Here is a 15,415-nt window from a genome sequence, read left to right on the forward strand (position 1 = left end):
AATTCCGAATTTATTCCTCCGCAGACATTGCATCGGGTTGTTCCTCCGTTTCTTGTAATCGCTCACCAGCCCCTCCCTGTGAAGTCAGGGTCTCCCGGTTCCAATAAATCTGTTTTTTCTGCTCTCCCCGGCGCAGCTCACAGAGACGACGTTTGCAAATAGGGCAGTCCGGTGAAATGCAGGGATCCATATGGATAAGGACACTTGCAGTTCCTCCGAAATAAATATTGATAAGGTTTTCCACCTGCTTACTTTCGCAATGCGCTTCCTCCAGGGTGAAATACCGGGGTAAAATCAGGTGAAAATCAATATGAATCAGATTTCCCGAACGCCAGGCCCGGAGCTGGTGAACATCAATCCATATATCTTTTCGATTTTCATTCAGCAAGCCGGAGATGCTCTCAAGAAGCTCGGGTTCCGAAGCATCCATAAGCCCGGCAAAGGACTGGCTGACCAGATTTCCCCCTGACACAAGAATATTTAATCCCACCAGACAGGCGATGATGCCATCCATCCAGTATAGCCCTGTCAGGTGAACTAAAAAAAGACCCAGAACAACACCGCCGGATGTATAAACATCTGTTATAATATGTTTGCCGTCAGCAATAAGCGCGAGTGAGCGGGTTCGTTTGCCCACCCGTATAAGCATTATTCCCAGGAAAAGATTGATTAAGCTGATTCCGAAGAGAATCAGCAATCCGCTTTCAAGCTGAGGGATCTGACGAGGATGCATAATATGGGATATCCCCACTTTAAAAATACCCAGTGCGGCAAGGATAATGAGCGCGCCTTCAAAGCCCGCGGAGAAATATTCGATCTTGCCATGACCATAAGGATGATTCTCATCCGGCGGTATGGCTGCGAAGATGACACTTCCCAGGGCAAAGGCGCTTGCCACCACATTGATGATAGATTCAAGAGCATCGGAAAGGACTGCTGAAGAATCAGTGATCTGATAAACGTAGAATTTTCCTGCCATCAGCAGAAGGCTGATAAAGAATGACGAACTGATAGCCATGAGACGAGCCTTAAATTGGTCTCTTTCAGATGATGCTGTATGATTTTTTTGTTCGGACATTTTGGCATCCTTCATATTTGCCCAAAAGTACTTTACACTTTTGGTGATTTGAAAAAAAGTCCATTTTTTTTCAATCTACAAATTTTGTAGCTAAATAAAAGTAATATTTACAAATAGATATTGTAAAATCTACAAATTTTGTAGTTTTTTACACACTTCAAACATGATTAGCTAAAATTAACTACAAAATTTGTAGTTTTTTTTGTAATAGGTTGTTTATATTATAAAAATAATCAAAATTATCATGAATTAAAAAAAACATAAAAAATTCATTTTAGCTGAAAGTGTAAACTACTAAATGAAGGATGCCGACATTTTTTTGAAATAAAAAACAACTAGTCTTTGACCCCAATGATTCCGACGGGTGAAAGAAAGGCCTCCGCTGTTTTCTCGGAGGTCTCAGGCAGTCCGACTGAAATCGTTAGCGCCATAAAAAATAACTATGAAAGGTTTGGCGTTAATCTTTTCAGCCAGTTATCGGAATAATCTGCAAAAGTTCCGGAGAGCCTATGACCGTCAAGTCTTTTCCTATATGCAATAAAAAATCTGTTGGTCAGGGCCTGAGCAGGTTAACGCCAATTTCAGGCTCAGAGACACGGACGCCTGTGGTATCTGTCAGTTCAAAAAGGATCACTTCCATAATATGCCATACTTTTACCCCGTTACGCACACATCCTGTTACTGTGGAAGTGTCTCTGCCGCAGGCGATATGCATATGCAATGAAGGATTGCCCTGCTCATCCGGAAACAGTGTTCCCGTGCCTGCGACTTCATGAACATTGTCAAGGTAATGCGTCATCGGCAAAATGGTCCGGGTACGCCCATGCGCGGGTCCTGAAATAAGCTGGCTGCCCTCATCAGCTCCGCCAAGAATGATTAAGGCTCCCGCCTTTACAGACTGCTCACGAGCAAATTTTTCGATTTCTTCATGAATGACATCTCCGTCCTCAAGACGGATGACAAAGACGCGTCCCTGTCTGGCCTGAGAATATTTCATTTTGAAATTTTTACCTCCTCATTATATTTTTTCGTTATATAAATACCCGGACAAAAGTTTTCCTGTGTCTTTCGAGGAAATATGAAAATAAAATTTTCGCACTTGCAAAAATAAAATTTTCGCACTTGCAAAAATAAAATTTTCGCACTTGCAAAAATAAAATTTTCGCACTTGCAAAAATAAAATTTTTGCACTCCGGAATGGGGAAAAAATTTATAAAGGTATTATCCATTAAAAAAGTAGATAAGTCAATGGAATTCCGGTAATTAAGCAGACCTCTGATTTGTGCGGAAACACAGATAAAAATGTCATATTTCCGCCCCCACGATGGTAATGTTATCTGATCCCCCTGCTTTCAGGGCCGCGTTGACCAGCATATGAATTTTTTGTTTCAACGTCTGATGGGTTTTCAGAATTGAAATGATTGCCTCAGGGGGAATTTCGCCATACTGAAGCGCCGTATCAATCAGGGTTTCAAGTTTTTGTTCCGAAGTTTGTTCTTTTTGCAAAATTGAAATCATCACATCAGGAGAAACTTCGTCGTATAACCCATCAGAACAGAGAATCACTGTGTCGCCCGGCTCAACTCTGAAACTGCCTGTTTCCGGTTCGCAATCTTTACAGCCGACACATCTGAGAAGCATATGTCTCATGGGATGTTTTCTGGCTTGTTCCGCAGTGATTTTTTTTTTTTCCATAAGTACGCCAGGAATCGTATGATCTTTGGTTATAAGAAAAAGTTTTTCATTATGAAAGAGATAAAGCCTGGTGTCACCCACATGGGCCCAGTGGACAATGCCATCCTTGATGTATGCGATACTCAGGGTCGTACCCATGCCCCGAAGTTCCGGTTTTTTTTTAACAGTTTCAAGGATATTTGAATGGCCGGTCCGAATAATGTCCCCAAGATGGGATTCAATATCCTGTACTGACAGATCATCATCTTTCACCACGTCAATAGCCAGTCTTGAAGCCATCTCTCCCCCCACATGACCGCCCATGCCATCAGCCACCGCCAAGAGACATTTATTATCTGAGAATTCCTTTATAAAAGAGTGATCTTCATTGTGCTTTCGTTTATAGCCAGGATGGGTAAGGGCAAATGTTTCCATGAAACCTCCGGTTATCGGGTAAAACAATCTTTCTTATTTTAATTGATATTTATTTTATTTACCTATTATTTGCAAAACTATCAACTACCGATTTGAACAAAACACATTATAATCGTATATCTTTTTTAAATTTAATGATATTTTTATATGAAAGCGTTAGGTGTTAGGTGTTAGGTGTTAGGTGTTAGGTGTTAGGTGTTAAGTGTTAAGTGTTAGGAAAAACTATAAAATTTCATCATTCGTTGTGACCGCAGGCCATGTTTTGCGATTTGCGAGTTTTTACCGGACAGGGTTTGCAACCCCGTCCGAAATGTTCACAGACGGTGATCCGGTGAAAATTGGAATATAAATTAAGATAAAAACCGTAAATCCGAAATTTTCAGCTTCTGCCTTATAACATTCGAAGATGTTCCGTATTTCAGATGGTTCTGTTTTGCAAATTAATTTTTTGGATATTCCGGACGTTGCAGAGGGAATTTAAATCAGGGGTGTAACACATGGCCGAAAAAGGGAAAACAAACAAGATTACCCCTTGACGACATTAAACATTACTGTAATATTGCAACCAAAATTGTACAGAATCAATAAAAAACAGAATGATTTTTGCATTTGTCCGGTAAAACCCCCGGGTTTCTCTGCTGTCCCGCACACAGCCCGGAAGCTTTTCGATCTGCTGAGAATAACATTGAAAACAAAAACCAGCATGCTCAGGTATCTGGAAAACACCGGAACAATATCCGAACCATGAAAAAATATTCTTTATTATACCAAAAAGTTAAAAGATATGCAAATGTTATTCCGTTCTTTATTGCTACAAAACAATTGAAATTTGACAAAGCATTTATTAAGAATGTTTTGATTCAGGTTTTTCCCGGCATAAAAATGGCAGGGTCAGCAAATAATGTTTTTGATTCCCTTTGGCGGAGTTGTGATCAGAATCAGTATGTTTTTTACTGTTGACCGCTCTGAAAATGATCGTTTCGCGAAAATCATGCCTGGAGAAACCGGAATTAGAATATTTTTATAACGGTTATTCGGAATTGGAAAAGGAAATAATAGAATTTTAAACAATCAATACACCTGCCCATAATTACGGACAGGAAACTGGGAGTGAAGAATGAGACCTTATTTTGAGAAGATGACAGAGTTCGGACGCGAGCTGAATGAGGGACAGATAAAAAGCACGGAAGAGAATGTCAAGAATATCCGGAGCGTAGAGGCAGAAATCCGGGAAGAGGTTGAAAAGGTCAAAAATGCGGGATTTCCCGAAGAAAAAATCAACGCAAGGGGGCAGATGACTGTATGGCAGCGACTCAGATATCTGGTTGATCCGGGAACCTGGTGCCCGTTGCATACCATCTACAACCCCGAGGACAATAAGGAAGGCACAACCAACGTTATTGACGGGCTGGGTAAAATTTCGGGCAAATGGGCTGTTATTATCGGTTTTGACAACAAGGTCATGGCCGGTGCCTGGCTTCCGGGACAGTATGAAAACATCCTGAGGGCCACAGATCTTTCAAAACGTCTGAACATCCCTCTGGTCTGGCTTGTAAATTGCAGTGGTGTCAGTCTGACCAATCAGGAAAAATTTTATGGGGATCGCCGAGGCGGAGGAACGGCTTTTTTCAGACACGCGGAACTTGAGACGCTGGGAATTCCGGTACTTGCCGGTATATATGGCACCAACCCCGCAGGCGGCGGATATCAGGGAATCAGCCCCACCATCCTTTTTGCTCACAAAAACTGCAATATTGCCGTGGGCGGCGGTGGCATTCTGAGCGGTATGTCACCCAAGGGGCAGTTTGATGTGGAAGGAGCAGAGGCGCTGATTGCCGCGGCAAAACAATTTAAGGCGGATCCCCCGGGATCTGTAAAAGTTCACCATGATTCAACTGGCTTTTTCAGGTATGTGTATGAGGAAGAAACCGGTGTGCTGGACGGGCTGAAAGATTATATGAAGGATATGCCCGCATATAATCCCAAGTTTTTCCGTGTTGCTGATCCCAAGCCTCCCAAGTTTTCTTCAGAAGACCTTTACCGGCTGGTTCCTTATAATCAGAAGCAGATGTATGATTTTGACGAAGTTCTGGCGCGGCTTACAGATAACAGCGAGCATATGGAGTTTCGTCCCGGGTACGGCCCTGAAATTTATACGGGTCTGTGCAAAATTGACGGATATCTTGTGGGCTGTATTGGCAACCGTCAGGGCTGGCTGGGAGAAAATTATCCTGAATACGCGGATTATCCGGGGATCGGCGGAAAACTCTACCGTCAGGGTCTGATCAAAATGAACGAATTTGTCACCCTTTGCGGCAGAGACAGAGTGCCGGTTGTCTGGTTCCAGGACACAAGCGGTATTGATGTGGGAGATATTGCTGAAAAGGCCGAACTTCTGGGGCTGGGGCAATCCCTGATCTATTCAATCCAGCAGACAGATGTTCCTATGATGCTGGTGGTGCTGAGAAAGGGAAGCGCGGCTGCTCATTATGTCATGGGCGGTCCCACAGCAAATCGGCATAATTCCTTCACCTTGGGCATTCCCACTACCGAAATCTACGTTATGCATGGTGAAACAGCTTCTGCCGCGACCTATTCCCGCAGGCTGGTGAAAGAAAAAGCCGCTGGAAAACCCCTGGAACCGGTAGTTGACAAGATGAACGAACTTGCCCAGAAATATTATGATTATTCAAGACCTGCGTACTGTGCAAAATACGGGATGGTGGATGAGGTTGTGTCCATGAGTGACATCAGGAAGTACATGATGGCCTTTGCCGGTGCCGCGTATCAGAATCCAAAATCAATCTGTCCGCAACATCATATGATGCTGCCTCGGATTATTAAGGGATAACAAAAAACAAGATATTCTCGTTTCCGGATACCAGGCCGGAGACGAGAATCTGATACACTGATATCATAACCATTCGCCCCTGAGTCCCGGCCGCGCAATAGCGTTGAAATAACTGACAAAAAAAATTTTTGTCGGACGGGGTTGCAACCCCATATGCATCAGGCTAAGATCGTAACTCATTGTTTTTATTAACCCGTGATCTGCCGGACGGGGTTTGCAACCCCGTCCGAAATATTTTCCGACCCCCGAAAACAAACGTTTCGGACGGGGTTGCAAACCCCGTCCTGTAACATCCCACCGCGTCCGGCAAAACTTGCCAAAGTGCAACTTTGGCACTCCGGAGCGGTGTTTGCCAAAGTGCAACTCTGGCACTCCGGAGCGGTGTTTGCCAAAGTGCAACTCTGGCACTCCGGAGCGGTGTTTGCCAAAGTGCAACTTTGGCACTCCGAAGCGGTGTTTGCCAAAGTGCAACTTTGGCACTCCGGAGCGGTGTTTGCCAAAGTGCAACTCTGGCACTCCGGAGCGGTGTTTGCCAAAGTGCAACTCTGGCACTCCGGAGCGGTGTTTGCCAAAGTGCAACTTTGGCACTCCGGAGCGGTGTTTGCCAAAGTGCAACTCTGGCACTCCGGAGCGGTGTTTGCCAAAGTGCAACTCTGGCACTCCGGAGCGGTGTTTGCCAAAGTGCAACTCTGGCACTCCGGAGCGGTGTTTGCCAAAGTGCAACTCTGGCACTCCGGAGCGGTGTTTGCCAAAGTGCAACTTTGGCACTCCGGAGCGGTGTTTGCCAAAGTGCAACTCTGGCACTCCGGAGCGGTGTTTGCCAAAGTGCAACTCTGGCACTCCGGAGCGGTGTTTGCCAAAGTGCAACTCTGGCACTCCGGAGCGGTGTTTGCCAAAGTGCAACTCTGGCACTCCGGAGCGGTGTTTGCCAAAGTGCAACTCTGGCACTCCGGAGCGGTGTTTGCCAAAGTGCAACTTTGGCACTCCGGAGCGGTGTTTGCCAAAGGGCAACTTTGGCACTCCGGAGGGCCGGGGAGACAGGTTGTGGTGAAACAATGAAAATTACCACGTTTTCCGAACCTTCACCCCCTGAGAATCCAAATATGATTTAATCTCAGTAATGGTATAATCACCATAGTGAACCATTGAGGCAATCAGGGCCGCGTCTGCTTTCCCTTCCGCAAGAACATGAAAAAGATGTTCCGGAGTTCCCGCACCGCCCGAGGCAATCACGGGAATATCAACGCTTTGAGAAATAAGAGCGGTCAGATTCAGTTCATAACCGTCCTGAGTTCCGTCCGCGTCAATGGAATTCAAACAGATTTCTCCTGCCCCGAGATCCTGCCCTTTCATGGCCCATTCCAGCGCGTCAATTCCCATGTATGTCCTTCCGCCATTGATGACAATTTCATATCCCGAAGGAATTTTTTCGCTTTTTCCCACCTGTTTTACATCCATGCCAAGGACAACACACTGACTGCCAAAGGATCTGGCCCCTTCTGAAATAATCCCGGGGTCTTTGACAGCCGCGGAATTGACACTGATCTTTTCCGCACCGGCCAGGAGCACAGCCCGCATATCATCAGCATTACGGATTCCCCCTCCTACGGAAAAGGGTATAAAAATGGTTTTTGCCACCCGCCTGACCACATCAATCATAATGTCCCTTTTTTCATGGGATGCGGTGATATCATAAAATACGATTTCATCTGCCCCTGCCTCGTAATAAAACCGGGCCATTTCAACCGGATCACCAATATCAACATTATCTTTGAATTTAATACCTTTTGTTGTCTTCCCCTCTCTCACGTCAAGGCAGGGGATAATGCGTTTGCTTAACATTGTTCTCTCTCTGAATAAAATTTTCACTGCTACAGGGATTTCATATAACAAACCGGATTCATAAGAAACGCTCATGAAAAACTCGGGTTTCCCCCGGTTATGAAAAAATTTTCAGCGAAAACAGATAAAAAAACCGGGTGTTCAGAAAGTAAGTACCTGAGCAAAAATTTTTATATAACTTTTTTCCTGCGAACCGCGGAAAAACCCGGCTTTTTCCTTTTCCTTTATCCGGGACGCATCATTCCGGAAAAAAGCCGGGTTTCTTCCCCGATCAGATATTAAAAATTTATGGTCAGGTACTTATTTTCATGGTAAAAGGATCAAATCCTCTTCTTATACAAAATCCCTGTAGAAAAAAGGAGGAATCAGGAGCTTGTTTCTGAATTCACATCAGTAGCTCTCAAAATCTTTATCCTTAACCTCCTCCATTTCTATGGAAATGCTTTCTTTTTCGCCAGTTATTTTTTCCGAGGAATCTTTTTTGTTCAAGATATCCATAACGTTTTGTTTTTCAGCCGCCACAAACTTTTCAAATAATTCTTTAAGCTTTTGCGCCTTACGATCTGAAAGCGCTTCTGACTGTTCTTCAAATTTTTGTTTCACTATTTCGGAAATCTTGAAAAACGAAGCGGTTTTCAGAAGACGTTCGGCCTGGCCTGCAAACTCATGACCGCTTGCCGCCATTTCTTCGGTTGAAGCCACATTGTCCTGAATCACATCGTCCAGTTGCTGAATCGCCATGTTGACTTGGGAAATACCATCGGCCTGCTCATTACATGAAATGCTGATTTCCTGAACCAGTTCAGCGGTTTTCTGTATTCCGGCGATCATATTCTCAAGCTGCCTGCCCGTTTCCTGAGCAAGACTGATATTGGAAATTGAAAGCGCACTGATCTCTTTGGCCGCCTCCTGACAGCGTTTGGACAGTTTGCCGATTTCAGATGCCACCACAGCAAATCCCATACCATATTCTCCTGCTCTTGCAGCCTCAATCGAGGCATTCAGGGCCAGCATATCTGTTTCCCGGGCAATATCTTCAATAATCCGTATTTTATCCGAAATAACATTCATCGCCTGAACTGTTTTATTTACAGTTTTTCCCCCTTCCCGGGCCCCCCGGGCCGCTTCCATGGCAATGGATGCGGTCTGCTGGGCATTTTCTGCATTCAGATTTACCGTGCTGCTCATCTCCTCCATAGAGCTTGAAATTTCTTCCACATTCGCCGCCTGCTGAGATGTGCCCTGGGAAATCTGTCCGGCATTGGCCTTCATCTGCTCACTGCCGAGGGCAACTTTTTCAGCCGCTTTCTGAACATCAATAGCGAAAGAACTGAGATTTTCGATCATTTTATTCAGTGAAACCAGTAAATACCCCCATTCATCCCTTGTTGAAATATCAGGTTGGATGTTTAACTCCCCATTTGAAACAGCTTTGAGTTTCCCAAGACCGTTCCGGGTTGCATACCCGATCTGCTGGCTCAGTAATAAAATATCAAAAGCCGCGACCGCGCATACTAACAAACTGAATATCACCCCTTTTTTCAACAAAAATGATAATCCCTGTTCCAAAGAATCCGCGGTGTAAAAACAGCTATATGCACAGATCAGCATCACCAGAATACCGCCTACAAAAGACAAGTACGCTGAAAAGAATATTTTTCCGCGTAGCTGTAACGCCACGCAGTTTTCAGAAACAGGAACAAAATCACAAAACTGTTCCCACTTTTTTGTCAGGACAATGAAAAGTGGTAATGAAAATAAAAAAATTATAGGTATTCCTAATAATTCTCCCATAATATATTCAGGAGATGTCAGAAATTCCTTACCCCACATACCTGTATTGGGGCCTATGATGCAATAAAGTCCGATTAAGAAAAGAAATGATTTGGGGAGGGAAGCCGCGGCATGCTGGGCTTTGTCGAGATTTAGATTTGAACGCTCAATTTTATATATTTCTATTATTTTAAAATGGTTTGTCAGAAAAACATAACTCATTGTAACATAACCTGCAACATAAACCAATAATACAGGACTGAGTGAAATCTGAATGGTTTCATCGAGGGTCCATAATTTCAGATACCAGTTGCCCGCCAGCCACCAAAAAGGGGGCATGATAAATACTCCGAGCCATAATAAAATAATATCCCGACGTAATGTTATTTTTTCATTTTGCATAACCTGACCCTTTTCTTTTTTAACCTGTCATTTTTTTTAATGATAGTCAGCAGATCGAAAATTTTCTGAACATGCTTCCGGTTCAGTGAAATTGTATGAATATAGTTTGTCAAATATTTCAAATCATTATTAAATAAAATGGTTGTAGCGAATAACCACATTGAATATGACAAATAAATACAATTCGGAAAATCCGAATCCGTGCGGGTCTGTTTTTCAAATTGTCCGAAAAACAATTTTAAAAATGGTTTTACATCTGACCCCCCCTTTTTCAAAGTTTGTTTGGTCGCGCAACAGTTTCTGATCAAATAAGTTCTGACAGATGCGTCGGATGTCAGACTGCCGAGGTTTTTAACACCTCGGCGGTCTTTTATAGTTTGCATTTATACGAAGTGAGTCATAATGTCAATCTTCCGTTTTGCTGACTCAGTAAAATATCAGCAAATCAGAAACCCAATGAAGATTCCTTGTTGGCCCGCCCGGGATAGACAAATCCAAAGCATTTCCCGCGGATTTGTCTATTCGCAGGAGTGAATCAGAAGAATTTTCGATTTGGTGAATTTTAAAAAGTTGAAATTTTTTCTGTATTGTTATATTTTAAAATTTCTGAATGATTTTTTGGGGAAAGCGTAAACATTTTAATTCCCCCCTGACGTAATTTTGAGAAAGTAACAATTTGAATAATCGGAAAAAAATGAAATTAAATGAAAAACAGCAAACGCTGTTACGAACCCTTCCCGGTGTGGATCACATCCTGGAACTGATAAAAACAGAGCCTTTTTTTGAAAATATTCCGAAAACAGTTCTGGTACGCTCTGCCCGCACAGTTGTCGAAAATTTCCGGATGGGCATTCTTGACAGCAATCAGAATATAACAGAAAAAAGCCTGTCAGATAATTGCGTTCTTGAACAGGTGAAGGCACAGGTGAAAACTGCAATGACACCGAATCTCAGGCGGGTGATCAATGCCACCGGCGTTGTGGTTCATACCAATCTGGGACGGTCATTGCTCGCCGCGGACGCAGTGGAAAATCTTATGACCATTGCCAGCAGGTATTCAAATCTGGAATTTGATCTGTCTGTGGGAAAGCGCGGGTCAAGATACAGTTGTGTCGAAGATATCTTATGTGAAATCAGCGGGGCCGAGGCTGCCATGGTCGTTAATAACAATGCCGGGGCAGTGCTTCTTTCTTTGGAGACGCTTGCCCGGGGAAAAGAAGTGATTGTATCAAGAGGGGAACTGGTGGAAATCGGAGGCTCCTTCAGAATCCCCGATGTGATGGCAAAAAGCGGCGCGATTTTAAAAGAAGTCGGCACAACAAACCGCACCCATCCGAAAGATTATGAAAATGCCATCCGGGACGACACCGGGCTTTTGCTAAAAGTTCATAAAAGCAATTATGATATTGTGGGATTTTCTGCGGAAGTTTCGCTCAGACAAATGGTTGTCCTAGGCGCAAAACATCGTATTCCGGTTATGGAAGACCTCGGCAGCGGAAGTTTTATTGATTTTTCAAAATATGGTATGATAAAAGAAGGAACTGTTCAGGAATCTGTGGCCGCCGGTGCGGATGTTGTTACGTTCAGCGGAGATAAGCTCCTCGGAGGCCCCCAGGCCGGAGTTATTGTCGGAAAAAAAGAGATGATTGCCCAAATCAGGCAAAACCCCATTAACAGGGCCTTGCGCATAGACAGGCTCACCCTCGGAGCGCTTGAAAGCACGTTGCGCCTTTACAGAGACCCGGAAAAAGCGGTCGAGGCCATTCCCACGCTGCGCATGTTAACCTGTTCTTATCCTTCCATTGAAACAAAGGCGAAACAACTGTGTGACATGCTGAAGAGATTAAATAATCCAAATGTATATATTGAAATGACAAACCGTTCTTCACGGGTGGGCGGCGGTGCGCTTCCCCTTCAGGAACTTCCCAGCAAATGTGTGGGCGTCAGAGTGAAGGGAATGTCCGCCAATGCCATTGAGCGGTTCATGCGAAAAAATACGCCTCCTGTTATCGGAAGAATTGAAGACGATTTTTTTATCATGGATCTTCGAACAATCGAAACAGATGAGCTTCTGATCATTAAAACCGCTTTTGACAATATGTTCAGAGAGGTTTAGTTATGACACAATCTGCGCTTAACAATCCCAGGCACTTACTGGGTATCCGCAGTTCCACCCAGGATTTTCTGTTTTGCAAAACAGATTCAGTCATGCGGGATAAAGTCTGTTCCCCTTCTGCCGGTGTTCTGAGTCCTGCGTTGCAAAGAGAGGATTTTGCTGAACTGTTAAAAGAATTTCCGAAAATTCTTACGGGAAAATCATTTATCCGGGCTGCCATGACATGGCTGGATGATGTATCGGAATTTGGTGCGCTGGCTATCCGCATTGATTCGTTTTCCAGGCTTGCTCCGGGAACGAAACCGGACAGGAAAGGCAATGTATTCTCCAAGCAATATGCAGCCCGTCTGCTGGCTGACGTTGCCAAGTCTGTTGATTCGGTTTGCAACTCAGATCACGGATCCCGAGGGATGTGGGGGCTTGTTGAACGGGGAATCTTCGGATGTTTTTTTCCTGAAAAAGATGAAGCGTCCTGTATGGAATTTGCTGAGGCAATCAGTAAAAATCTTGAGGCATATCCGAAGGAGACCCTAAGCGCGGGAATTGCTTGCTATCCTGTTTTTCATTTCAGGAAGGAACGAATTTTTGAAAATGCCCTTAAAGCCTTGGAACATGCGTCTTTTCTGGGCCCTGGCAACATTGTTGCTTTTGATGCGGTAAGCCTGAATATCAGCGGCGACAAGCTCTATCAGAAAGGAAACATTCACGGCGCTATGGAAGAATTCAAGACAGCGATTTTGCTTGATCCGTCAAATGTGAATGTTCACAACAGTCTGGGGGTGTGCTACGGCGTACTGGGCGCATTTGAAAAGGCGCTTGAGGAATTTGAACTGGCTATCCGGCTGAACCCCCGGGAGACCACGGCTTTGTATAACGCGGGGCTTATAAATATGTTTACGGGCAATAAAAATAAGGCACTGGCCTATTTTCTCAAAGCCCTGCGCGTGGGAGAGGACGTTTTTGAGGTGGTGTTTCAAACTGGCAGGCTTTACCTTCAGATGAAAAAGTTTAAAGAGGCAAAAAAATTTTTTGAAAAAGCCGTCCGCATGAGGTCTGAGTCAGGGCCGGCGTTTCGTTACCTGGGTGAATGTTATGCTGCCATGAACATGACAGGCGAGGCGATCAGAGCATATAAAAAAGCAATAAAACAAAATCCATATGACGCGGCTTCTCTTTCCGCGATCGGGTATCTCTTTGATGTTCAGGGTGAAAATCCTGAAATCGCCACGGTGTTTTGTCGGCACAGCGTAGAAATTGCCCCTGAAAACGGTCTGTTCCGGCACAGACTGGGTATGCTTTATCTGAAACAGAACCAGTTGGATGACGCTTTGAAAGAATTTATAAAAGCAATGGAACGAGGATATGATGATTCTTTGCAATTTGTCGAAGATATTCATAACCGGCTGACCGCTGAAGCGTCCTGAATATTCCCGAATCGCTCTGGAGAGATTGAAGAATCCCCTGGAATTTGCCGGTCAGGCTTATAAATCTATCCGGAATGTCTGCCAATCTCTGACAATAAACCTCTTGCAGGACAGGGTTTTTTGGTTGCCGACCGGGGGGTTGTAACCATATGTATTAGGCCAAGGCTGCCGGACGCTGCCGGACGGGGTTTCGCTGTCGGACGCTGCCGGACGGGGTTTGCAACCCCGTCCGAAACGTTCGCTGGCGGTGCTCCGAAAAAATCGGTCTTACACCGTCTAAACGCGAAACTACGAACTTTGAGCTGGGCTGATGCTGATGGCTTCCGAAATCGGGATTATAAAAATGGGTGTAATTAAAAGTGTTATTATGTGCGACATCAAAAAATGTAATGGATTCTTCGGATTAACTCTTTGTTTATCCAAAATGAATGATAATATCTTATTACATTTTTTGGTGTCGCACATAGTAGCTGAAGCTTGTTTATAAATATAACTATCTGAAATTATATATTTTAATCGTTAGATAAATATCAAGACCTAACACTTTTAATTACACCCTTATATAAAAAACAGCCGATTGTGTGGGATATTTTTCAGAAATCACTTAGGGCGAATATAAGGGGTAACAGAAGCGAGGGAAATGAAAAATACAATTTATGCCGTGTGTATCAGTCTTATAATGACTTTGTGTGTTCAGCCTTCCGCCTTGTTAATCGCTGGTGAAATCAATGTAAACAGCTACTATGGCGAATATGACACCACTCAGAAAAAAAAAGGGTTTCCCTCAGCAAGCTTAAAAGGACCCGTGACTGAAACTTGGAGAACTCCGACACCGAAAAAAGCTTATCATATAGGGGTACTGTTTCCCCATTTGAAAGATTCCTACTGGATTACTGCAAATTACGGCATTATTTCTCATGCCAAAAAATTGGGTGTGAATGTCACATTGCATGAAGCCGGTGCCTACATCAATTTTGGGAATCAGAGAGCGCAATTACTTGGTTTAGCTAAAAAAAAAAATATAGACGGGATTATTTTGGCATCAGTAGATTATTCCAGTATGGATCGGTTTGTCAAAGCCGTTGTTCACAGCGGGATTCCGGTTATAGCCTTAATCAATGATATTCTTGCGCCTGATATACAGGCAAAATGTCTGCTTTCATTTTATAGAGTGGGATATAAAGTTGGTGAATTTGTCAGCCAGGATTCAGGAGGAAAAGATGTGAAGATATGCTTTTTCGCAGGCCCTAAAAGGGCAGGATGGTCTTCTGAAATGTATGAAGGGTTTAAAGCGGCTATCTTCAAACTAAAAAAACCTGATCAGAAAATTACATTTCCCGAGCCTTCTTACGGAGACACACGTCCCAGAGTTCAGCAGCTACGTCTCAGCTTCCTTTTAAGCAACCCGAAGAATTATCAGACAGATTATATTATCTGCAATGCGGTTGCAGCAGCAGAGGCCGTGGACTATCTGCGTAGACACCGGGCAAACCATCCCAAAGCGAAAATCGTTTCCACATATATCACCATTGATATTTATGAACATTTAAAGCAAGGCAGCATTATTGCCGCGCCTGATCTTAAAACCATATCCCAATGCAGTGTTGCGTTAGACATGATGGTCAGACTTCTTAACGGAGAACAGCCTGGAAAGGATTTCCCGTTTAATATCAGTCCGATTATTCCCATGGTCACGAAAGAGAATATCAGTCAATATTCTTATGAGGATTTGTTCGGAAAAAAAGATTTCGTTCCGGTGGTTCATACATTTAAATATTAAAGCCTTTTCAAAGCTCAAAGTTTCGAGTTTCGAGTTTCAA

10 protein-coding genes are annotated in these 15,415 nt (G+C 43.8%); 5 read left to right on the forward strand and 5 right to left on the reverse strand.

Going from position 1 to position 15,415, the window contains the following annotated elements; genetic code table 11:
* Nucleotides 1–10: 10 nt before the first annotated feature.
* The 3 genes from dnm_RS24170 to dnm_RS24180 form a co-directional block, all read right to left on the reverse strand.
* The gene (locus tag dnm_RS24170) at nt 11–1,078 is read right to left on the reverse strand and encodes a cation diffusion facilitator family transporter (protein ID WP_207679450.1); all 1,068 of its coding nucleotides are present in this window, start codon (nt 1,076–1,078) and stop codon (nt 11–13) included.
* A 553-nt stretch (nt 1,079–1,631) separates the two neighbouring features.
* A complete protein-coding gene (locus dnm_RS24175) occupies nt 1,632–2,075 on the reverse strand; it encodes a PPC domain-containing DNA-binding protein (protein WP_207679451.1) in 444 nt (147 codons plus the stop codon).
* 308 nt (nt 2,076–2,383) lie between these two features.
* Nucleotides 2,384–3,187 carry a PP2C family protein-serine/threonine phosphatase gene (locus dnm_RS24180; RefSeq protein ID WP_207679452.1) on the reverse strand — a complete coding sequence of 268 codons (804 nt, stop codon included), beginning with the start codon at nt 3,185–3,187 and terminating at the stop codon, nt 2,384–2,386.
* Between the two features lie 1,117 nt (nt 3,188–4,304).
* On the opposite strand from dnm_RS24180, the gene dnm_RS24185 reads away from it, so the two are divergent.
* Together dnm_RS24185 and dnm_RS30745 are read left to right on the forward strand one after the other, a co-directional pair.
* Complete coding sequence (locus dnm_RS24185) at nt 4,305–6,038, forward strand: acyl-CoA carboxylase subunit beta (RefSeq protein WP_207679453.1); 1,734 nt, start codon at nt 4,305–4,307, stop codon at nt 6,036–6,038.
* A gap of 270 nt (nt 6,039–6,308) precedes the next feature.
* Nucleotides 6,309–7,097, forward strand: a complete 789-nt coding sequence (locus tag dnm_RS30745; RefSeq protein ID WP_219739695.1) for a hypothetical protein — start codon at nt 6,309–6,311, stop codon at nt 7,095–7,097.
* 3 nt (nt 7,098–7,100) lie between these two features.
* Here dnm_RS30745 and hisF read toward each other — a convergent pair whose 3' ends face one another.
* Together hisF and dnm_RS24205 are read right to left on the reverse strand one after the other, a co-directional pair.
* Complete coding sequence (gene hisF / locus dnm_RS24200; RefSeq protein WP_207679456.1) at nt 7,101–7,880, reverse strand: imidazole glycerol phosphate synthase subunit HisF; 780 nt, start codon at nt 7,878–7,880, stop codon at nt 7,101–7,103.
* 390 nt (nt 7,881–8,270) lie between these two features.
* Complete coding sequence (locus dnm_RS24205) at nt 8,271–10,055, reverse strand: methyl-accepting chemotaxis protein (protein WP_207679457.1); 1,785 nt, start codon at nt 10,053–10,055, stop codon at nt 8,271–8,273.
* A 694-nt stretch (nt 10,056–10,749) separates the two neighbouring features.
* Here dnm_RS24205 and selA point away from each other — a divergent pair.
* The 3 genes from selA (at nt 10,750) to torT (ending at nt 15,375) form a co-directional block, all read left to right on the forward strand.
* A complete protein-coding gene (selA, locus tag dnm_RS24210; protein WP_207679458.1) occupies nt 10,750–12,171 on the forward strand; it encodes an L-seryl-tRNA(Sec) selenium transferase in 1,422 nt (473 codons plus the stop codon).
* 2 nt (nt 12,172–12,173) lie between these two features.
* Complete coding sequence (locus dnm_RS24215; protein ID WP_207679459.1) at nt 12,174–13,595, forward strand: tetratricopeptide repeat protein; 1,422 nt, start codon at nt 12,174–12,176, stop codon at nt 13,593–13,595.
* A 640-nt stretch (nt 13,596–14,235) separates the two neighbouring features.
* On the forward strand, nt 14,236–15,375 hold the full coding sequence (gene torT / locus dnm_RS24220; RefSeq protein WP_207679460.1) for a TMAO reductase system periplasmic protein TorT: 1,140 nt from the start codon (nt 14,236–14,238) through the stop codon (nt 15,373–15,375).
* Nucleotides 15,376–15,415: the final 40 nt, after the last annotated feature.

Source organism: Desulfonema magnum (assembly GCF_017377395.1).
Classification (GTDB): Bacteria; Desulfobacterota; Desulfobacteria; order Desulfobacterales; family 4be13; genus Desulfonema_C; species Desulfonema_C magnum.

Bases quoted from the DNA above. Each gene is read 5' to 3' on its own strand.
- dnm_RS24170 (WP_207679450.1), bottom strand. From the start codon at position 1,078: ATGTCCGAACAAAAAAATCATACAGCATCATCTGAAAGAGACCAATTT.
- dnm_RS24175 (WP_207679451.1), bottom strand. From the start codon at position 2,075: ATGAAATATTCTCAGGCCAGACAGGGACGCGTCTTTGTCATCCGTCTT.
- dnm_RS24180 (WP_207679452.1), bottom strand. From the start codon at position 3,187: ATGGAAACATTTGCCCTTACCCATCCTGGCTATAAACGAAAGCACAAT.
- dnm_RS24185 (WP_207679453.1), top strand. From the start codon at position 4,305: ATGAGACCTTATTTTGAGAAGATGACAGAGTTCGGACGCGAGCTGAAT.
- hisF (WP_207679456.1), bottom strand. From the start codon at position 7,880: ATGTTAAGCAAACGCATTATCCCCTGCCTTGACGTGAGAGAGGGGAAG.
- dnm_RS24205 (WP_207679457.1), bottom strand. From the start codon at position 10,055: ATGCAAAATGAAAAAATAACATTACGTCGGGATATTATTTTATTATGG.
- selA (WP_207679458.1), top strand. From the start codon at position 10,750: ATGAAATTAAATGAAAAACAGCAAACGCTGTTACGAACCCTTCCCGGT.
- dnm_RS24215 (WP_207679459.1), top strand. From the start codon at position 12,174: ATGACACAATCTGCGCTTAACAATCCCAGGCACTTACTGGGTATCCGC.
- torT (WP_207679460.1), top strand. From the start codon at position 14,236: ATGAAAAATACAATTTATGCCGTGTGTATCAGTCTTATAATGACTTTG.